Annotated in this window: 21 protein-coding genes; 12 read left to right on the top strand and 9 right to left on the bottom strand. The window is 43.2% G+C overall.

The genetic code is table 11. The annotated features are described in order from the left end of the window. Nucleotides 1-7 precede the first annotated feature (7 nt). Nucleotides 8-511, bottom strand: coding sequence for an NTPase (locus WOA13_RS01130; RefSeq protein ID WP_342126165.1), 504 nt, complete (start codon nt 509-511; stop codon nt 8-10). 556 nt (nt 512-1,067) lie between these two features. Between WOA13_RS01130 and WOA13_RS01135 the strand changes: the two genes are divergently transcribed. Continuing rightward, nucleotides 1,068-1,583: a GNAT family N-acetyltransferase gene (locus WOA13_RS01135; RefSeq protein ID WP_342126166.1), complete on the top strand. Its 516-nt coding sequence runs from the start codon at nt 1,068-1,070 to the stop codon at nt 1,581-1,583. 34 nt (nt 1,584-1,617) lie between these two features. On the opposite strand, the gene WOA13_RS01140 is transcribed toward WOA13_RS01135, so the two are convergent. Beyond that, complete coding sequence (locus tag WOA13_RS01140; RefSeq protein WP_342126167.1) at nt 1,618-2,469, bottom strand: class I SAM-dependent methyltransferase; 852 nt, start codon at nt 2,467-2,469, stop codon at nt 1,618-1,620. 98 nt (nt 2,470-2,567) lie between these two features. On the opposite strand from WOA13_RS01140, the gene WOA13_RS01145 reads away from it, so the two are divergent. Further along, nucleotides 2,568-2,843: a DUF1905 domain-containing protein gene (locus tag WOA13_RS01145; protein ID WP_342126168.1), complete on the top strand. Its 276-nt coding sequence runs from the start codon at nt 2,568-2,570 to the stop codon at nt 2,841-2,843. A 13-nt stretch (nt 2,844-2,856) separates the two neighbouring features. Here the strand turns inward: WOA13_RS01145 and WOA13_RS01150 are convergent, their stop codons facing one another. Together WOA13_RS01150 and WOA13_RS01155 are read right to left on the bottom strand one after the other, a co-directional pair. After that, a complete protein-coding gene (locus tag WOA13_RS01150) occupies nt 2,857-4,794 on the bottom strand; it encodes a hydantoinase/oxoprolinase family protein (RefSeq protein ID WP_342126169.1) in 1,938 nt (645 codons plus the stop codon). Nucleotides 4,795-4,835: 41 nt separating this feature from the next. Further along, nucleotides 4,836-5,294: a pyridoxamine 5'-phosphate oxidase family protein gene (locus WOA13_RS01155; RefSeq protein ID WP_342126170.1), complete on the bottom strand. Its 459-nt coding sequence runs from the start codon at nt 5,292-5,294 to the stop codon at nt 4,836-4,838. Between the two features lie 426 nt (nt 5,295-5,720). Between WOA13_RS01155 and WOA13_RS01160 the strand changes: the two genes are divergently transcribed. Beyond that, entirely contained in the window at nt 5,721-5,996 is a 276-nt protein-coding gene (locus WOA13_RS01160; protein ID WP_342126171.1) for a DUF3303 domain-containing protein, read from the top strand. Nucleotides 5,997-6,070: 74 nt separating this feature from the next. On the opposite strand, the gene WOA13_RS01165 is transcribed toward WOA13_RS01160, so the two are convergent. Beyond that, nucleotides 6,071-6,862: a DUF1638 domain-containing protein gene (locus tag WOA13_RS01165; RefSeq protein WP_342126172.1), complete on the bottom strand. Its 792-nt coding sequence runs from the start codon at nt 6,860-6,862 to the stop codon at nt 6,071-6,073. A gap of 334 nt (nt 6,863-7,196) precedes the next feature. Here WOA13_RS01165 and WOA13_RS01170 point away from each other — a divergent pair, with 334 nt between their 5' ends. From WOA13_RS01170 to katG, 3 genes are all read left to right on the top strand, one after another. Beyond that, the gene (locus WOA13_RS01170; protein ID WP_342126173.1) at nt 7,197-7,514 is read left to right on the top strand and encodes a DMT family transporter; all 318 of its coding nucleotides are present in this window, start codon (nt 7,197-7,199) and stop codon (nt 7,512-7,514) included. A gap of 54 nt (nt 7,515-7,568) precedes the next feature. Then, complete coding sequence (locus WOA13_RS01175) at nt 7,569-8,057, top strand: GbsR/MarR family transcriptional regulator (protein ID WP_342126174.1); 489 nt, start codon at nt 7,569-7,571, stop codon at nt 8,055-8,057. A 286-nt stretch (nt 8,058-8,343) separates the two neighbouring features. Beyond that, nucleotides 8,344-10,536 carry a catalase/peroxidase HPI gene (gene katG, locus WOA13_RS01180; protein ID WP_342126175.1) on the top strand — a complete coding sequence of 731 codons (2,193 nt, stop codon included), beginning with the start codon at nt 8,344-8,346 and terminating at the stop codon, nt 10,534-10,536. 107 nt (nt 10,537-10,643) lie between these two features. Here katG and WOA13_RS01185 read toward each other — a convergent pair whose 3' ends face one another. Then, a complete protein-coding gene (locus WOA13_RS01185) occupies nt 10,644-11,492 on the bottom strand; it encodes a hypothetical protein (protein ID WP_342126176.1) in 849 nt (282 codons plus the stop codon). Between the two features lie 163 nt (nt 11,493-11,655). Here WOA13_RS01185 and WOA13_RS01190 point away from each other — a divergent pair, with 163 nt between their 5' ends. The 4 genes from WOA13_RS01190 to WOA13_RS01205 all read left to right on the top strand — a co-directional run bounded on the left by WOA13_RS01190 (nt 11,656) and on the right by WOA13_RS01205 (nt 15,285). Next, nucleotides 11,656-11,922, top strand: coding sequence for a DUF3303 domain-containing protein (locus tag WOA13_RS01190; protein ID WP_342126177.1), 267 nt, complete (start codon nt 11,656-11,658; stop codon nt 11,920-11,922). Between the two features lie 142 nt (nt 11,923-12,064). Next, complete coding sequence (locus WOA13_RS01195; RefSeq protein ID WP_342126178.1) at nt 12,065-12,895, top strand: YihY/virulence factor BrkB family protein; 831 nt, start codon at nt 12,065-12,067, stop codon at nt 12,893-12,895. Between the two features lie 295 nt (nt 12,896-13,190). Beyond that, nucleotides 13,191-14,627 (top strand): TrkH family potassium uptake protein, encoded by a 1,437-nt coding sequence (locus tag WOA13_RS01200; protein WP_342126179.1) that lies wholly within the window; start codon nt 13,191-13,193, stop codon nt 14,625-14,627. A gap of 160 nt (nt 14,628-14,787) precedes the next feature. After that, nucleotides 14,788-15,285, top strand: coding sequence for a flavodoxin family protein (locus WOA13_RS01205; RefSeq protein WP_342126180.1), 498 nt, complete (start codon nt 14,788-14,790; stop codon nt 15,283-15,285). Between the two features lie 75 nt (nt 15,286-15,360). Here WOA13_RS01205 and WOA13_RS01210 read toward each other — a convergent pair whose 3' ends face one another. After that, entirely contained in the window at nt 15,361-15,849 is a 489-nt protein-coding gene (locus WOA13_RS01210) for an AraC family transcriptional regulator (RefSeq protein ID WP_342126181.1), read from the bottom strand. A gap of 271 nt (nt 15,850-16,120) precedes the next feature. Here WOA13_RS01210 and WOA13_RS01215 point away from each other — a divergent pair, with 271 nt between their 5' ends. Further along, nucleotides 16,121-16,390 (top strand): 2TM domain-containing protein, encoded by a 270-nt coding sequence (locus WOA13_RS01215; protein ID WP_342126182.1) that lies wholly within the window; start codon nt 16,121-16,123, stop codon nt 16,388-16,390. A 163-nt stretch (nt 16,391-16,553) separates the two neighbouring features. Further along, on the top strand, nt 16,554-17,462 hold the full coding sequence (locus WOA13_RS01220; protein WP_342126183.1) for a hypothetical protein: 909 nt from the start codon (nt 16,554-16,556) through the stop codon (nt 17,460-17,462). Between the two features lie 33 nt (nt 17,463-17,495). On the opposite strand, the gene WOA13_RS01225 is transcribed toward WOA13_RS01220, so the two are convergent. Continuing rightward, nucleotides 17,496-18,080, bottom strand: a complete 585-nt coding sequence (locus tag WOA13_RS01225) for a hypothetical protein (protein ID WP_342126184.1) — start codon at nt 18,078-18,080, stop codon at nt 17,496-17,498. Between the two features lie 87 nt (nt 18,081-18,167). Further along, nucleotides 18,168-18,716 (bottom strand): ferredoxin domain-containing protein, encoded by a 549-nt coding sequence (locus WOA13_RS01230; protein ID WP_342126185.1) that lies wholly within the window; start codon nt 18,714-18,716, stop codon nt 18,168-18,170. Between the last annotated feature and the right edge of the window lie 80 nt (nt 18,717-18,796).

An 18,796-nucleotide genomic window follows, 5' to 3' on the forward strand; every position in this document is an offset into this window, starting at 1 on the left:
CATTACCTCACCGGAATCTTGCTGCGATCCTTTCCGGCAGGTCATCCCGGTTATTCTCATCAACTGTCAGTACCTCGAAGTCTTTCCTTATCCTCTGAGCCAGTGGGTGTTTGCTCGATCTATGAAGTACAGCAAGTATCGGTCTATCCGAATCAAGGACTTCTTCCACGGCCCGGATGAAGTTCTCCGATCTGAGCTCCATGGGCCCGACTTCATCAATGACCACAAGATCGCAGCCAGCGGCAGTCCTGATCGCTGCTGCACCGATGTCATCGAGATCTTCAAGGTTAACATGATATTTTCCCAGTTTCGGGCCGGTACAGTCGATATGGCTAAGGATCCCTTTCCTGCCGGTGTCTATATCCTCAATAGAAAATCCCTGGCGTTTGCCGTTCACACGTATCTCTGCAGCCCGGATACCACAGGCTTTCAGCTCTAGCTTTTCCACAACCTTTGATACTACCGTTGATTTCCCCACTCCAGGCTTTCCTGTTATTGCTATTCTAAGCATCCGGACAATTTCCCCATATAAAAGATGTGTTGGGTGGTATTTAAGTTGAATTGGTTTTCACTTCTCCGGGATTAGTGTGGTCTGACTGTGGGCTACCACATGATTTAAGAACAAGAAATTCCTTGTAGATGCAGATTCACTGCTCTTAAGGATCAGGATCATGGATCCAGTCTTTATCATTTTTCTTTTAATAAATTTAAGTTCTTTTTTGTTACCAACTTGTATATCAAAAGCCATTAGTAGTTTTAAAACATATTCTCTATTACCGTATCATAAGGGATACGGTGTGGCAGTGAATCAGAAGGTAGAAAGCCAAAGGGCATAAAACCCCATAACCATTCACGGTTAAAATGGCATTCGTAATCCCTTTAGGTCGACCTGAGATGGGGAGGGCATCGGGGTAAGGGTCGCCCAAAGAGATGTCGTCTGAGAGGTCGACGGATCGATCCCTGATCACTGCCATTAACTTCCTTTTCTACTATCTCTTATCTATCAGCTTTTGCTTTGTTTTTTCGTTCAGTAGTATTATTTATTTGAATAGCTAATAGATTAGAACATGAACAATGGGCCTAAGGATCTTGAAGTAAATATAAGGTCTACGGATGAGACTGATATTCCTCTGATAATGCGTTTCATCAAGGAACTTGCTGATTTTGAAAAGTTAAGTGATACCGTTGTTGCTACCGAAGAAGACCTTAAAAGGTCACTTTTTGGAGAACGACCCTATGCAGAAGCTGTGATCGCTGAGATTGATGGCAGTCCTGCCGGGTTTATGATATTTTTCCATAACTTTACTGCATATGTTGGGAAACCTGGAATATATATTGAGGGCATCTATGTGGATCCTGCATATCGAGGGTCCGGTGTTGGGGAGGCACTAATGAAATACTGTGCAGGCATCGCAAAGGAAAGAGGCTGTGGAACAATGAATTGGTGTGTTCTGGATTGGAATCCTGCCCGAAAATTCTATGAGCGTCTTGGTGCTAAACCTGAAAGTGACTGGGTAGTTTATACTCTGGATGAAAAAGGAATATCTGAACTTGTAGAAAGCAAGAACGATCGCACAACGTGAGTATATCTCAATTTTTCATTTTTTAAATTTGAGTTCAAGCTTTCCGTCCAACAGCAAGTACATATCCCACATGCTTCGAAGTGGACCTGTTCCTCATCAGGATCCCTTTGCCCTTACTGAGTTTCCTGAAATGGTTCCTTATCTTCCTGCTTGATAAAGTATATCTGGTCATTCCTATCATTAAATCAACGAACAGACGGGCAAAATTTCCGTAACCTCCCAATGCTTTTGCCATCAGCTTGAATTCTTTCGCTTTCACAGAGGCCTTATGTTTATGCACCTCAACATCGCTCAATCCTGCCCCTTCAAGCCATGACTTCCACTCTTCAGGTGATGGAAGTGAAAAGGGCAGCTGTGTGATCTCACTGAAAATATGTTCAGCCTCTCTGATCTTTTCTGCAACTTCCGGAGGCACATCTGCATCACTGTACATCTCATTTATCCCAACCATACCTCCGGGTTTCAACACACGTACGAATTCCCTGTATGCTCTGTCAGTGTCCAGGAACTGTGATACAAACTCTGTGATGATAATATCAAAAGTATCAGGCTCAAATGGTAGATTATAGGCATCACCTATGCGGAATTTCGCTTTGTCCTCAAGACCCAATGCCTTTGTTCTCTCGTTTGCCTTCCTGATGGACACTTCTGCAATATCAACACCAACAACGGAACAGCCAAAGGTCTGAGCCACAAAACATGCACTGAAGCCTGCTCCGCATCCTACCATCAGCACCTTGCTTTCCTCGTTGATCCGGCAAAGTTCAGCCAGTTCTTTCGTTGATGTCAGGCCACCGACGTGGAAATAAGGTACTCCAAGGTAACTCATGAAATCGTAGTAGTCAAGGTCTTCGATCTCTTTCCTGCTGAGTAAGGTTTTTTTCATGATAATGTAGTTTTGACAGTTTAAATTAATATAAGTATTCGTCAGGCTTCCTGCGAAAGAAAGATGAACTTATAAGTCCGGAAGTACAATTTGTTACTATGGAAATTTATACAACGAAGGGGGAAGTTGAGATCTTTCCACAAAAAGGGGGCTGGCATTACGTACGGGTTCCCACTGATATCACAGAGATGTTACTTCACGAAGCCCAAAGGGGATTGATCCCCATCAGGGCGACTGTCGGTGAAACATCCTGGGAGACATCACTTATGCCCATGGGAGACGGAACTCACTTTGTTGCACTGAATGCGAAGGTGAGAAAGAAGGAAAATATCGAGTTAGGAATGAGCATTAGTGTTTCGTTCCAGTTGCGATGATGAAATGTTGGGATCAATCCTCAATATCACCCACACCCACGAAAACCAGATTAGTTTCCAGCGGGAAAAGGTCGGAATCATTGATCCTGATATCCTGCCTTATTATCTCTATCTTATGATCCTCTATCGGAAGTCCGGAATTGTCCAGATACTCCAGCACAAGTTGTCTTCCCACAACTTTCGCTTCCTCAAGGGCCTGGGGATAGTTATTGAAACGCTTTCTACCGGCAGGGGTGAACATCATTGTAACTGACTTGTTGCCTTCACGAACGTTGCGGATGAGGATCTCGATCCTTTTTGTGACCTTGCCTACGATGGCACCAACTGCGTTCCCTACTTCTGCATGTTCAGGCAAAATGATCTCTGCATCGATTGCATCCCGTACATCATCAACATAAGCCCGGACCGGACCACCAAGTAAGACCACGGGAACACCGACCTTGAAGCTGGTAAGGTACTCATCCTTGTTGTCAATGATCTTCCTGATATCTGCATGATCGATCTCTCTCAGCAGGTATGACATGACATATGCGGCCATGTTCTTCCCGAAGGAACTTTTGACATCTTCACAGAAGTCTGTGCGTTCAGCCTGGATCATTTTGGACAGGATGCCGGCTGCGATCTCGGAAGCTTCGTTGTCCCACTCCGTGTAATCTCCCAGAACGTGCAAAGCATCTGTTGGGGTAAACCCGATTGCATGGACAAGTTTCTTCTTGACCAAAAGCTCCAGGAATACTGAGGAAGGCAATCCATCGGTGAAGATCTCGCTTATGGAGGTCGGCTCATCACCTATGCGATCGAACAGCTCTTTCTCTGTCTTTCCCATAATGTCAGGCTTGCTGCCTGTCCGAATATAGAATTTTGTCGGCTGAATATTCTCGCATAACTGTATCTTTGAAGGAACAGAAGCTTTCTTTAATTTATCCTTGATGGAAGGCCATTTTGCTGCAGCCATACAGACAGGGATGACCTTGCGTGGTCCGACACTGATAACTCCGTTCTTTATCCAGACGTGACTGTCTCCTCCCATTGCCGAGGTTTCCATGCGTATGGCCTTCACTTTGGTCTGCCATCCGCCTACAACTGCACCTTCATCCGTGATCTCTGGAATTCCATCGGTCACTTTTGCGACATCGGTACTGGTTCCTCCAACATCAATAACGATGCAATCCTTCATCTTTGAAAGATAGGCTGCACCAACGAGACTGGCTGCCGGTCCGGTGAATATGGATTCGATAGGATGCCTGAGAGCTTCATCAATGCCCACAACGGAACCATCGCATTTGAGCATCATTATCTGGGCATCAATACCACGTCTCTTGATCTCAGAGACCACTGCATTCATGAACTGCGTGGAAATTGGTACCAGCTGGGCATCGATGTAAGCTGTTATACCTCTTTCATAGGAACCAAGTGATTGTGAAAGCTCGTGTCCGCAAACGACTGGAAGGTCAGTCATTTTCTCAATGATATCTTTGGCCTTGAGCTCATGGTCGGGGTTCCTTACACTGAAATTTGCTGAAACTGCAAAAGCTGCGACTTTGTCCTTCGTCTCGAGAACAAAATCCTTTATGCTCTGGGTGTCCAGAAAACGGATCTCTCTTCCGTTTGCGCTATGTCCGCCTTCCACAGTGATGTAATAGGGTATCCTGGGGTCAGCAGGATCTTTAGTGTCTCCTATCATGATCAGTGCAACATCATGTCCTGAAGGTCTTTCGGAAACAGTATTCTCAAGAACGGCATTCGTTGCAAGGGTCGTGGAAACAGAGACCTTTGATACCTTCTTCAGGTAGGACTGATCAAGGGAATCAAGGGCGTTCCGTATCCCTGGAAGTGGATCTGGATATGTGGTCGGTGATTTCGTATAGTCTATGACCTTTCCGTCATCCTCTCTCACGATAACAGCATCGGTGTACGTTCCACCTGCATCGATTCCAATTCCGTACTTCATTTTCATCCACTCCTTTTTTCGTAACGAGAGGTCAGATTTGCTCAATCGTAGTCCATTCCATATTGCCTACCATGCAGCTCTTCAACATCGATACGTATGATTGCCACTCCCTTGGTTTTCAGGTCTTCGATGTTGTATTCTTTATTATGGTAGCGATCGATTATGATCTTAAGGCCTTCTTTTCTTTCTTCTTCATCTTCCAGGATAGTTGCAGTTCCATAGCCTACGACGCTCTGGTACTTCATGTAATACGAACAGGGTTCATCGGATGGGAGTGTCTCGTAAAAATTGTCCACTTCAAAACAGGCATGTTTGTTCTGTTTAATGAGGTTAATTTTCGTACCTTTCCTGGAACTATGTAGATAGATTGTTCTGTCCTTGTATCCGAACGATATTGGTACGATGTAAGGTCTATCATTATCACAAAGTCCCAGCCTCAGATATTGTGCATCTAAAAGTATGTCCTCGAGCATCTTTTCATCTTTTATTTTTTTGCCCATTATGACCAAGCCGTTTGTTTTAATGAAATTATAACAAAAAATGAGGTATATTTGCATATATACTTAAGCCATTGGTGTTTTCAACTGACATGGGCATTTTTCAGCAGCAATTATGTCTTTTTTTGAAAATAATACAAACTTAAAACTACTATATACTCATTGAGCTATCAAAGATTTGATGTAATCATCTTTTCTAATTCAGTATGCTCTGATTTTTTTGATATGTGCTAAAGTTCAATTTCTATTAATTTAAGAATATTTTATTTCAGTAGGAATTTATACCGTAATGTGGAATATTAATTTGGGTTGGGGTTTTGATAAGGATAATTCTAACTTAAATCAGTCGTAGGCGGGGGCTTTTGGCTGTATATCTTTGAACAGACAAACTGTAAATGAAGTAAAGGGGAGTATCAAGAAATGTTGTTTATGGACATAATAACATGGGACCCAAAGGACCATAATGAAATGTGGAAGCGCTTTGAAAAGTGGGAATATCCGGAAGGAATTAAGGTAATCGGTGAATGGTCTGACTTGTCCAGTTGCCGGCATATTGTTCTATACGAAGTAGAGGATGCTGAATCTTATGCTGAGGGTATGTACCCCTGGTTGGATATCTGCCATTTCGATAGTTTTCCAGTGATGGAATCGGGTGATGTTGCCAAATTCATGGCCGAGCACATGGGATATAATCCGGTAGTGTGATAGATCAGGGTGCTTATTGATTTATCGTCAATTTTCATTTTTCTTTTTAATATTTATTTTTAAGTTTTGATATTTCAGCTGATTTCATCCTTTATCGAACGATAGCATTTCTCAAAGAGTTCCTGGCTGCCACATATCTCGAAAATGCTATATCCAAATAGCTCTGCATATTCTTCGATTTTTTTGTCGATATCTTTTACATAAGTAAGGCCAGTCTTGACCTTTGCAACTCTTGAGTATCCGCCACAGTCGTTTACCATCTTTGCCATCTTCATTGCTTCTTCAGGATCTGAATGATATCTTTCCGGTGCTAAGAGTTCTCTCCATGAACTTGCATACATGGGTGTAAAGAAGAAAGCAGGTTCTTTGCTGTGCTCTTTGAGCAACTTCAGATAGTTTGCACAGCCACCTACCGTTGCTGCAATGCAGTCGTCCACAATCCTCTCATCATCCCGGAGTATTCGTACGATGCAGTCGTCTTTTTCCAGGCAGAAATCTTCTTCTACGTTACCAAGAACATTACCGCAAAGACCGTAAAAGATGAGTATTCCCTTAGAAAAAGGTGTCATTTTCTCTATGTTCTGGTAGACCTGGGATTTCAGTTCTTTTGGTACCTCGTGGAGTCCAAGTTCCAGAATGTTAACAACAACCACAAATTCATTTTTATCCACGTTTTCAAGAGCCTTCGTGATCTTTTCAATTGGTGTGATCTCATAAGAGGTATGCTGCTCATCAAGCTTTTCTGTAAATTCGGAAATATTTTCATTTGCTACTATCACAATATTTGTGATCTGGGAATCATTACCCAAAAGCCATACGATCTCGTCTTGAAGTATCTTGCAACTTAACAGGCTTAATACAGGCATTTATTTCTCCGAATTGATTTAATTTGTGATGCTCTTAAGGGCTGGCATCCTGTGATAGTGATGATGTCTATAACTTCATCATCTGTCACAATTAGTGATAAGTTATGTATGATTATATACTTAAGCGTTATAATTCTGTACTGGATTTGATTGGTACAGAAAAATGACCCGGTCATATAATTTTCATAGTAAACTAAAAAAGCTCTTCTTATGTTGATCATATGTTTCAGTAAATGGTATTTTCCTAATTTCTTCATGTCTGCCAAAACATCTAAATAAGAGTTTAACATCAATAGCTTTTAATAATTATTAAAATCTATAAATGGTATAAAATATGGAATGGATATACTTACTAATCGCAGGATTGTTTGAAACCGGATGGGCAGTTGGATTGAAATACAGTGATGGTTTAACCAAGTTCTACCCGGTGGTGTTTACAGTTGCTACTTTGATCTTAAGCATGTATCTTTTGGAAAGAGCTTTGAGAACATTACCTGTCGGAACTGCATATGCAGTCTGGACAGGAATCGGTATCATCGGGACAACCATAGTTGGAATATATCTTTTCAATGAGTCAATGAATATGTCCAGGCTCTTCTTTATAGGCCTGATCGCCGTTGGTATCGGTGGCTTAAAAATGGTATCGGCCTGATACTGCATTTCCAGATATGATAAATAAGAATTCTGTTGATACAGAAGTGGGAAAATGAGTGATATTGAAGAAAAGATAATTGATATTGGTCAGGAGATATTCAAAGGCTATGGGGTCGATGATACTACTGCTCAGATCCTTTCGATCCTCAACTTTGAGTCCAGAGAAATAAGTATGGAGGAACTGGCACATAGGACCGGATATAGCCTTGCTTCTATCAGTCTTAAAATAAAGAATCTTGAGCATTTCTGGAGCATAAAAAGGATACATAAACCCGGATCACGCAAGACATATCTGTATATGGAAAAGAATCTGCTGGATGCTTTTGCTACCCAGGTAAGGAATGGTTTTGAAACTGAACTTGAGATCGCTAAGACCAAGATCACTCCTTTGATAGAAGAATACAGGAACCATGCCGATAGTGAAGAACAAAAAATAAAGCTCCAGGCTTATGAGAATTATCTCTCAGAGATCAATAAGTTTGAAGAATTGATTCATCAAATATACGATCTGATCGATAAATTAAAAGTGAATCAAGCTTAAGGGTGCCGCTGTTTTCACTTTTTAATTCTATTTTCCATTACTTTGTTTAAGGATATTTTATAATATTATACTATCTTAAATTCTGAATATCTTTTTATATGCAAAAAACATTCTTTTTATTTGCTTAAGGGGGCATAATTGGGAATTTAGCTTAGTTGTTTACTTGATAGTATATTCAATGTGTCCGATCAAATAATGGAGTGGATTTAATGAGTGAAAATAAATTGTCCTTAACTACTGCATTTGTAATCCCGGTAGCTGATGATCAGAGAAAGGAGGAAACATTATGAATGAAGATACCAAGAGCCTGGTAATGGGATCTACTGCCCGTGGTGGCACGTCGATCCGGGACTGGTGGCCTAATCAGTTGAATCTTAACATTCTGCACCAGCATTCTTCTAAGTCCAATCCGATGGGGGAAGAGTTCGACTACGCTGAGGAATTCAATAAACTCGATCTGGAGGCTCTGAAAAAGGACCTTTATACGCTGATGACCGACTCGCAGGACTGGTGGCCGGCCGATTACGGTAACTACGGTGGTCTCTTCATCCGGATGGCATGGCACAGTGCAGGTACCTATCGCATGGGCGACGGTCGTGGGGGTGCTGGGTCCGGAAATCAGCGCTTTCCACCTCTAAACAGCTGGCCGGACAACGTGAACCTCGACAAGGCGCGTCGTTTGCTCTGGCCGATCAAACAGAAATACGGCAGAAAAATATCCTGGGGCGATCTGATGATCCTCGCCGGTAACTGTGCACTCGAGTCCATGGGATTCAAGACCTTCGGTTTCGCTGGAGGACGCGAGGATATTTGGGAGCCTGAAGAAGACATCTACTGGGGATCCGAAGAGGAGTGGCTGGCCACGAGCGACAAGCCCAAGAGCCGTTACAGTGGAGATCGGGATCTGGAAAACCCTCTGGCAGCCGTCCAGATGGGTTTGATCTACGTCAACCCGGAAGGACCGGATGGTAATCCAGATCCGGTAGCCTCCGGCCATGACGTTCGAGAGACCTTCGCGCGCATGGCTATGAACGATGAAGAAACCGTCGCGCTTGTCGCTGGTGGGCATACATTCGGCAAGTGCCATGGCGCCGGTGATGCAGCACATGTGGGACCCGAGCCAGAGGCTGCCCCTATCGAAGAGCAGGGTCTCGGATGGAAGAGCAGCTTCGGCAGTGGCAAGGGCGGCGACACGATCAGCAGTGGTATCGAGGGTGCCTGGAAGCCGAATCCAACTCAATGGGACTCGGGCTATCTTAAAGTGATGTTCAAATACGACTGGGAGCTTGTCAAGAGCCCGGCCGGCGCGAACCAGTGGCTGGCCAAGGACGTGGACGAAGAGGACATGGTCGTTGATGCCCATGATCCGTCCAGGAAGCACCGGCCGATGATGACCACGGCCGATCTATCGCTGAAGTTTGACCCTATCTATGAACCCATCGCCCGACGCTACCTGGAGAACCCGGATGAGTTCGCGGATGCTTTCGCACGCGCCTGGTTCAAGCTAACCCACCGCGACATGGGCCCCCGCTCCCGCTATCTCGGCCCGGAGGTCCCGGAAGAGGAACTGGTCTGGCAGGATCCGGTTCCCGCAGTGGATCATGAGCTGATCGACGCACAGGATATCGCAGATATCAAGAGCAAGATCCTTGCCTCGGGACTGTCTGTCTCTCAACTGGTATCGACCGCCTGGGCATCAGCGTCCACGTTCCGTGGCTCCGACAAACGTGGCGGGGCAAACGGGGCACGCATCCGTCTCTCACCGCAAAAAGATTGGGAAGTCAACCAGCCTGAACAACTTGCTACTGTGCTTGAGATCCTTGAGGGAATCCAAATGGAGTTCAACGACGCTCAGTCAGGCGGGAAGAAGGTTTCGCTTGCCGACTTGATCGTTCTGGGTGGATGCACAGGTATCGAGCAAGCGGCAAAGAATGCGGGTCACGATTTGACCGTTCCATTCATGCCGGGACGCACAGATGCTTCTGATGAGCAAACCGACGTTGTGTCATTTGGTGTACTCGAGCCCAAAGCAGACGGGTTCCGCAACTACCAGAAAACCAAGTACGCTGTATCGGCAGAGAAAATGCTGGTCGATCGGGCGCAACTGCTGACACTGACCGCTCCTGAGATGACGGTTCTTATAGGCGGTATGCGCGTCTTGAATGCCAACTTTGGGCAGTCCCAACACGGTGTTTTCACCAGGCAGCCGGAGACGCTCACCAATGACTTCTTCGTGAATCTGCTTGACATGAGCACGGAGTGGAAGGCAACTTCCGACGATGTTTTCGAAGGCTATGATCGCGAAACAGGCGAGCTCAAGTGGACCGGTACCCGAGTCGACCTCATCTTCGGTTCGAACTCCCAACTCCGGGCTCTGGCGGAAGTCTACGGATGTGAGGACTCACAGGAGAAGTTTATGAAAGACTTTGTAGCGGTGTGGAACAAGGTAATGAACCTTGATCGCTTCGATCTCGCCTGATCGGAAATTGATGCAAAATTCAATATCCACCGTAAAGTCAAAATATCTGGCTTTTCGGTGGAAATTTAATCTTTATTAATAAACGACTTCTATTTCTTAGGATTTGCTTAGTTGTTAGTCTCCCCTAAGCCACTACTTTCAGGAATCTTTTCCTCAAACCAGGCAAGTTCCTTTATCGTTTTAGCCAGACATGAGACAAGCCATTCTTTCAGAAGAGTTCTTTTTCCCAATACATTGCCGATCTCACTCACCTCGTCGTGCAGCCATGCATTCAACTCCATGACATAATGCAGTGCCATTATCTGGTGTTCCTCATCATGAGAACCACAGCCTTCGAATTCAGAAGATGGTTTCAGTTCCCCTATTGCCTTTATCATCTTTTCGAGGTTCTCCGGGAATGCATAATGGCAGATGTCGGTGCGATCGATCTGGTAGATAAGTGCTTCAAAATGTCTCTCCAGTTCCTTTCTTTCCGTCTCGAAGTTCCACAGCAGCCTGTCCAGCAGTGCCAAAACAAGTGCTTCCTTGTGCTTGTTCCTTTGACCCAGTGAACTATACACTTCCTCGAAAAGATTTTCGGGAATGCCTCTGGGATCCTCTTCAGGCATCTTCTCTCCTGCAACCCATGCCTTTAGTACCCAGATATATTCCTGACATTTCCTGCTTCTTCCGGTTTTATCCTCACGCCAGGCATCTTCTCCGCATTTCGGGTGTGCACTGCCAATTGAATCCGGATCAATATCGAACTCCATGCTGCCAATTGCTTCAATTATTCGCAGGACGTGGTGCTCAAATTTAAAATGGCAGATCTCCAGCCGGGTGATCAGGTTGCGGATGGTTTGGGCTATCTTTGGTATGGGGGTGATTAGCTGCTCCATCCGGTAGATCGCTGCAATTTCTTCATCAGGTTGATCAAAACCTATGTTTGCCCAGGGTTCCATTGGAATTTCTTCCATTAGATGTAATTATTCTTTTATTATGAATAGTTCTTTTGATTGTTTCATATTGGAACAGAAAGTTAGGGACTGCTTAATTTTCTTTCGATACCTATATGTGATATCAAAATAATTGTTATATGTGGTCATAAACTGGCCTTTGATTTTCGGGAGTGGCAATAAAATGTTATTTATGGACATAATAACATGGGAACCTAAAGATAACGATGAAGTAACAAGAAGATACAGCGAATGGAGCTGGCCTGATAGCGTGGAAGTTATCAGTGAATGGACCGATCTTTCAACCTGCAGATATGTTGCTGTGGTAGACATAAAGGATTCTGAAAGTTATGCTATTGCAGCGCTTCCATGGAAGGATATTTGCCATATCGAGACAGTTCCTGTTATGGAAACGTCAAAATTAATGGCAATGATGTCCGAATATGTGTGAACAGCTGGCTTAAAATGATCTCTCCTGAGTGAATGGCCCTGAGATCTTTTCTGATTTCCAACAGGGTTTTTGACACTCAGGAGTTTTTAAATCTGTTTATCTATATCAGAAACTAATTGTATCTGTAAATTAATTACTTTTCATGGATAAATTCAGGGACGTAGCACTACAAACCATTAAAAAATGGAATTCAGATGATGGTGTATCATTCAGTGCAGCTCTGTCATTCTATCTGATAATAAGTCTTCCATCCCTTCTTCTTTTCTCATTATCCCTTGGGGGAATGTTCCTGAAAGTGGAACGCCTTCAAGCAACCATCATAGGGTATATATCCCCTTTTGCCAATGCAGAGATCATAAACTCATTGAACCTGCTTTTTCAGCAGTTACCCGAAACTAGTTCACTGACCTTTGGACTTGTTAGCAGTTTCCTGCTTTTCCTATGGAGTGCCGGCAATATCTTCCTGCATTTTCAGAAGACGGTTAACAACATGTGGGGAGTTCAGGATTACAGGAAGGGCTGGGCAGAAAGGCTCTTCAGGAAAAGGATGTCCTCATTTATTGCTGTATTTATATTCAGCGTGCTTCTGGTCCTGAGCATTCTTACAGAGATATTCCTTGTGGTCATATCAAAGGTAATTACAACAATTCTGCCATTTTCACTGGATCTTGTCCAGTATGCTTCTTCTGTGGCAAACTTCTGCGTGCTCACTGTGCTTTTCGTTTATCTTTATACGACACTTCCGGAAAAGAAGCTCGGTCTCAGGTATATAATGACAGGTTCATTCCTGACCGTTCTTTTTGTCACCATTGGCAAATATCTTTTCAGCCTGTATCTCTCATATAGCAACCTTACGACCGTCTATACTCAGATTGGTGCTTTTATAGCTGTTTTTTTGTGGATCTATTATTCTTCCATAATCGTTACATTGATGGCTGAGTTCATCAAGGTTTATTCTGATATTGATGAGTAAGATCTCCTGAGACCAGGATGTACTTGTTCGTAAGTTTTGATTCATTGTTCAATATCTATCATTGATAATTCATGATAGTTTTTCATTTTCTATCCGAAGAGGAACCTACAGAACATCTAAATAAATTGGGCAGATTAAGTAGATAGGGAATATTTTAGAAAACAAATCTCAATACCCCGATATTTAGCAGGAATTAAGGCTCTCCATGGTTTATTCCTGCAAGAAGAGTGAAGGGTCTTAAGATCCGATATGTGTTTGATGGCTGATGAGATCTAAATAATGTGGTGTGGTCCGTTTGAGATATAGTTTAGTTCTGGGTGTATTGGGTTCCATTCTCTGGCTGCTTGCCGGATTTTTGGTCATTCCGTTGATCGTGGCTGTATACTATGGCGAAAACCTGTTTACCTTTGGATTCCCCCTGCTCATCACAGTTCTCGCTGCTTTCGTATTCTCATTGTTCTTCACAAAAGTGGAAGAGGAATGGAACATGAAGGAAGGGTTTTTCATCGTGGCATCCGGGTGGCTTATTGCAGCAGTTATCTATTCCATACCTTACATACTCGAAGGAGTTCCTGTACTCAATGCCCTGTTTGAATCAATGTCCGGGGTCACGGCCACCGGAGCTACTGCACTTACTGATATTGAAAGCCACAGCAGGAGCCTGCTCTTCTGGAGAAGTATGACCCAGTGGCTTGGTGGCATGGGTATCATAATGTTGTTCATTGCCATCCTGCCAAAGCTCGGCATTGCAGGTCGCCAGATGTTTCGTGCAGAGGTCCCGGGTCTTCATGAGGAACAGCTTCGCCCGAGGATCAGGGAGACTGCCAAGATCCTGTGGCTTGTCTATATCATGCTCTCCCTTGCAGAGATCATCGTCCTTGACCTTGCGGGTTTGTCCCTTTATGATTCTGTGACCCATACATTCACATCCATCTCATGCTCCGGGTTTTCCCCTTACTCAGATAGCATAGCGGCATTCAATGATCCGGTGGTAGAGGCTATCTTCATAGTTTTCATGTTCCTTGGCGGAGCAAATTTTGCCCTCCATTACAAAACTGTATTCTCTGACCGGAAAAGCCTGATACGGGATGAGGAGTTCAAATTCTACTTTTTGTTAATAGCCATGGCGACCCTTGTCCTTGCCTATATGCTTTTCAGCAGTCGTGTCTATCCCCTTGCAGAAGCCTTCAGGTACAGCAGTTTCCAGGTAATTTCCATTCTTACGACCACCGGTTATGCCACAGCGGATTTTAACCTATGGCCGGATTCCTCAAGGTTCATTCTCTTCCTGCTGATGTTCATCGGCGGCTGTGCAGGTTCCACCTCAGGTGGCATAAAAGTGGTGCGTATGCTTCTCCTGATGAAATACGCACAGAATGTGCTTTTCAAAGTACTCCATCCAAAGGCCATCAGACACATCCGCTTCAACGGAAAAACAGTCCCTGAAGATGTGATCCATTCCATCGTCTCTTTCATGGTAATTTACTTCATGATCTTCGTTGCCAGTTCGACCATGCTCTCGTTGATGGGAATGGATTTTGTAACTTCCCTGAGTGCTTCGATCGCAACTCTTGGAAATGTCGGTCCGGGTCTTGGTCTCGTGGGTCCTATGGAGAGCTTTGATAACATCCCTGCCCTTGGCAAGTTGCTCCTCACTGCTAACATGTGGATCGGAAGGCTTGAGGTGTTTACTGTTATGGTGATATTGACGCCGGCTTTCTGGAGGAAGTGAGAGCTATCTTGATTATTCCGATTGTTTTTGATCTTGTTCCATCTGTACAAATTTGAAGGTTAGAATTTTGTACTGAATTCAAAAAAGTACATTTTACTAACACATATGTATATAACCTTGTAAAGACCAGTTTTTCTTACAGATCATGAGGAGTGGTTATATGAAAACATTAGTAGCATACATGACACAGACAGGCAACACGAAAAAGATAGCTGATGCAATTTATGAAGAAATTGCTGGGGAGAAGGATATCAAAGATCTCAAAGACATAAGCAACTTTGAAGGCTACGACCTTGTGTTTGTGGGTTTCCCGGTAATGCAATTCAACGTTCCTGAGAATGTTTCAAAATTTGTAAAAGAGAATTCGGCTGGCAAGAACATAGCATTCTTCATGACCCATGCTGTTCCTGAGGGATTTGAAGCCATACATTCCTGGACCGGTTCCTGCAAGGATATCGCAGCTAGTGGAAATTATCTTGGTACATTTGAATGCCAGGGTGAACTTGCACAACCGATCATTGACATGTTGTTGCAATCAGATGATCCACAGATGAAAGCTTTTGGTGAGATGGGTCCTTCTACTAAAGGTCAGCCTGACGAAACCCGTGTACAGAAGGCAAGGGAATTCGCAAAAGAGATCCAGGCAAAAGTTCAGTGACCGGAGATTGTACACGGATATTTTTAATATCAGAAATAGAGGCATTTATCCAAAAAATGCCTCTTTGTATCTTATTTATTTAACAGGCATACAGATATCAAGAATGTGATGCTTTTCCGGATGCTGCTCTGGATCATTCAAATAGACCTCATAGCTTGCCCTTGACATGTCCATTTCGAGGTTGTTTTGCATCAGCCACTCTACGATCTTTTCCCATGCAGGACCATATTCTTCTGCTCCCGTCAGTTCTGCCCGCATTACTACATACTTTCCGCCGGGAAGTTTCTGCTTCTTGATCTCTCCTTCGACTTTAACATCATCGTCGATGGTCATGCATGCTTCCAGTTTAAGTTCTTCCGGAGGGGTAACACCCGGATCGTCATAATAGGCAGACATGAAGAGAGTGTCTGGTCCTATCAATTGTTTCGGACCTGCCCAAATTCCCAATTTACCGAACAGTTCTGCAAAGACTTCGACATTGCCAACATAGTTTCCGACAAAAGAAACGTATGCTACAGTTCTTTCTTCTAAATCTGTTATCTCTGGCTCGTTTATTAATTCCAAAATTAGCACCCACCTTTAATTTCAACTTATTATCTGTAATGCGTACTATAAAAGTTCATAGTAAGTCGAGTGAAAGTAATGATCTTTCTTAAGGGGAAAGGAAAGGATAAGGTATCTCTAGCTAAATAAATTGCTCAACATTCTTCCTAATCCTTAAATTACCCTTCATATACACATGAAATAAATATCACTTCTGAATTTCTCAAATTTGAACACATCCAAAAATAGTAAATAGTTTTCTCACTATTTTTATAATGGGGAGAGATAGCAAATGGCAGAGGAAGATGAGAAATTATTACGTGCCCAGAAACGGGTAAAGGAACTCAAAAAGTTCTACAATCATCTGGCAGTATACCTGATCGTCATGGCAATATTATTGTTCATCGACTATTCTGATGGGGGAAACTGGTGGGTTCACTGGCCGATGATCGGATGGGGAATTTTTGTAGTAATACAGGGATTTAGTGTGAGCAAATTTGCTAAAGGCTGGGAAGAGAAGAAGCTAAAGGAGATCATGGAAGAAGAGGAAAAAGAAAACTGAGTTTCTCTTAATGGTACTTATTCATGGATCAACATACAATGAGTTGAAGATAGTATCTATATTATTCATTTCGATATTTGCTACATAAAAAAGAAGTCAAAAACGTCCTCAATTTCTTAACCTATGTAACTATATACTTCTTTTAACATATTCGATTGTGTCTATGGATCGAATTAAATGGTTGAATAATAAAATTGCTTCTTTTGAATCTCTGTCAGTAGTTAATGGATATTACCTTATCCTTGGTGGCGGGAAGATCGGAAGCAATTTTGTTGAATATGCAAACAATTCCAACTTTCCCTTTGTGCTTATCATTGATAGTGATCCCGATGCACCTGCGTCAATGGACACAACTGTAATTAAGGATATTTCTGAGATCCCGGAACTTATCAGATCCATAACTGAAAGTAGTGCTGAATTTCCTACCGAAAGTTCAATAGATACCGGTAAAGATCCGGCTTTAAACAATAATGTCTACTTCTATTGTATGGATATAAATGAAGTTACTTCTCTTCTGGATCTGGGAATGCCCGAGTTCATTATTCCAGCTGTACCCACCCATGCAACTGCAAATATGGTGGTTGATTCGTTAAGAATGGATTCCGGTGAATATATTGCGAGTGAGCTCTCCATAGACAAAGAAGATACTCAGATGATGGAATATTTTGAAAACTTCCAGTCGGTTCTACCTGAAAATGTCATTGTGGGCAGTTACCCTGAAAGCGGAGTGATCATGTTTTCCTATGCAAGAGCAGGTGAGATCTGTCCTGACAATTGTATGGGTCAGGCTGATTACTGCTATAATTTCAAAAGAGAAAAACGGCAAACTATCACGTCTTATGTAAATGGTCTGGTTCCTGAGTATGCCGGGTGGGTTTTTGATAGTTGCCAGATGAAAGCCGGGATCGGTGGAATACGTGGAGTTGACCTTAAAGAAAACATGCTTTCTATCCTTGAGCACGTGAAAAGCATTTGTGAGAATGCGGCTGACGATCCCATTGGGGAAAAGGCCTTTTTTGTTGCAACTACCTGCAACTGCCACGGAGTGCTCAATCTGCTCTACGTAGTTTGAACATCTGGATGTGATGTTGAGCAGTAGTCGTTCTCAGGAATTCCCAAGCATCTTTTTTAGTGAACTCAAAAAACGCCTCAAAAGAGATTCTTCTTCGCTATTATAGTTACAGAAGTTGGAATCATAATAGTGATTGATGTATTTCTCGACCGAGTCTTTGAACTTCTCTATCTCTTCTTCAGTTAGAGGATGACATGAGATACAGAAATCATCTTCCTGAATAGGACGTTCTCCGAATTGTTCTAACAGGCACACAGCATCAGTTCCAATGAAACTGTTATCTACCAGGCAATATCCGGTAGGTTCCCCGAATATTCTCTTTAGTTTCTTACAATTATAGACACGAAGGGAATCCTGGAAGTCATTATAGACGAGAGTGATGTTTTTGATGTCGGCATCCTTCTCTTCATCAAAAAAACGCCAATTTTCTCCTGCCTTTTCACACCTTCCACCCTCGATGACCTGAGGTGCATAACAACTGAGCTCTTCAGGAGAAATTACGAGTCTGTCACCCCGTTTAGCAAAAAACCCCACCCTTGTGATGTAGTTGTCTGATTCGGAAATATACTTTCCGATCACAGCTCCATCATTTTCATGTACGTCCCCATTTTCAGACATACTGTTATTTATGGGTGATCATGATGGTATATACCTTTTGGTTTATGGTCAACCGATCGTTTACCCAGCAGACGGTCTATCGCCCATTCACCTTGTGGATGGCCTGTCAAAGAAGATATTCTTCCCCCTGACACTCAAAGGAATGGCCATTGCAACATCGGCATCGATCATGTCAAAATAACATGCCGCAGCACCTGCAGAGTACAGTATCCTGTTGTCGATGCACAGGTCCTTTGCCTTTGAAACAGCAGAACCAACTGCAATCCCGAGATCCATGTATTTTATCATACAGTGTGGGCCTGTGAACTCCACCTTGACCTTTTTCTGTTCAAGCATTTCCTTGCATTTCTCGAATCCACATGCACCGCAATTAAGTGAGCTCACTCCTGAGGATTTCAGGCCTATAATTACAAGTGAATCAGCATCTCTGACATTCTTAGCATCACGTATCAGGAACTTCATACCCTTTATGTCACTAAGCTCTTCCATCTTATCTGCAAGTTGCATTCTGTCAGTGTCATCCAGCAGGAAGGTCACGATGTCATCGATTCCCTTTCCCTTGGGTGCGGTTCTTGCAGCTACAAGAATGGTCTTTGCAAGGGACTCAAGTACTTCGAGTTCAGGATTTTGTTTCATGAGAAAAGAAAACGTTCAATGATATTTACTCATTGTGATGAAAATAGTAGTAAGAGCAGGAACATTTTTTCCTGCCGGAA

This window comes from Methanococcoides sp. LMO-2, assembly GCF_038432375.1.
Taxonomy (GTDB): domain Archaea; phylum Halobacteriota; class Methanosarcinia; order Methanosarcinales; family Methanosarcinaceae; genus Methanococcoides; species Methanococcoides cohabitans.

What these genes read in the sequence shown, in the direction of transcription:
- WOA13_RS01130 (WP_342126165.1), bottom strand. Translation starts at nt 511, where the DNA reads ATGCTTAGAATAGCAATAACAGGAAAGCCTGGAGTGGGGAAATCAACG.
- WOA13_RS01135 (WP_342126166.1), top strand. Translation starts at nt 1,068, where the DNA reads ATGAACAATGGGCCTAAGGATCTTGAAGTAAATATAAGGTCTACGGAT.
- WOA13_RS01140 (WP_342126167.1), bottom strand. Translation starts at nt 2,469, where the DNA reads ATGAAAAAAACCTTACTCAGCAGGAAAGAGATCGAAGACCTTGACTAC.
- WOA13_RS01145 (WP_342126168.1), top strand. Translation starts at nt 2,568, where the DNA reads ATGGAAATTTATACAACGAAGGGGGAAGTTGAGATCTTTCCACAAAAA.
- WOA13_RS01150 (WP_342126169.1), bottom strand. Translation starts at nt 4,794, where the DNA reads ATGAAGTACGGAATTGGAATCGATGCAGGTGGAACGTACACCGATGCT.
- WOA13_RS01155 (WP_342126170.1), bottom strand. Translation starts at nt 5,294, where the DNA reads ATGGGCAAAAAAATAAAAGATGAAAAGATGCTCGAGGACATACTTTTA.
- WOA13_RS01160 (WP_342126171.1), top strand. Translation starts at nt 5,721, where the DNA reads ATGGACATAATAACATGGGACCCAAAGGACCATAATGAAATGTGGAAG.
- WOA13_RS01165 (WP_342126172.1), bottom strand. Translation starts at nt 6,862, where the DNA reads ATGCCTGTATTAAGCCTGTTAAGTTGCAAGATACTTCAAGACGAGATC.
- WOA13_RS01170 (WP_342126173.1), top strand. Translation starts at nt 7,197, where the DNA reads ATGGAATGGATATACTTACTAATCGCAGGATTGTTTGAAACCGGATGG.
- WOA13_RS01175 (WP_342126174.1), top strand. Translation starts at nt 7,569, where the DNA reads ATGAGTGATATTGAAGAAAAGATAATTGATATTGGTCAGGAGATATTC.
- katG (WP_342126175.1), top strand. Translation starts at nt 8,344, where the DNA reads ATGAATGAAGATACCAAGAGCCTGGTAATGGGATCTACTGCCCGTGGT.
- WOA13_RS01185 (WP_342126176.1), bottom strand. Translation starts at nt 11,492, where the DNA reads ATGGAAGAAATTCCAATGGAACCCTGGGCAAACATAGGTTTTGATCAA.
- WOA13_RS01190 (WP_342126177.1), top strand. Translation starts at nt 11,656, where the DNA reads ATGTTATTTATGGACATAATAACATGGGAACCTAAAGATAACGATGAA.
- WOA13_RS01195 (WP_342126178.1), top strand. Translation starts at nt 12,065, where the DNA reads ATGGATAAATTCAGGGACGTAGCACTACAAACCATTAAAAAATGGAAT.
- WOA13_RS01205 (WP_342126180.1), top strand. Translation starts at nt 14,788, where the DNA reads ATGAAAACATTAGTAGCATACATGACACAGACAGGCAACACGAAAAAG.
- WOA13_RS01215 (WP_342126182.1), top strand. Translation starts at nt 16,121, where the DNA reads ATGGCAGAGGAAGATGAGAAATTATTACGTGCCCAGAAACGGGTAAAG.
- WOA13_RS01220 (WP_342126183.1), top strand. Translation starts at nt 16,554, where the DNA reads ATGGATCGAATTAAATGGTTGAATAATAAAATTGCTTCTTTTGAATCT.
- WOA13_RS01225 (WP_342126184.1), bottom strand. Translation starts at nt 18,080, where the DNA reads ATGTCTGAAAATGGGGACGTACATGAAAATGATGGAGCTGTGATCGGA.
- WOA13_RS01230 (WP_342126185.1), bottom strand. Translation starts at nt 18,716, where the DNA reads ATGAAACAAAATCCTGAACTCGAAGTACTTGAGTCCCTTGCAAAGACC.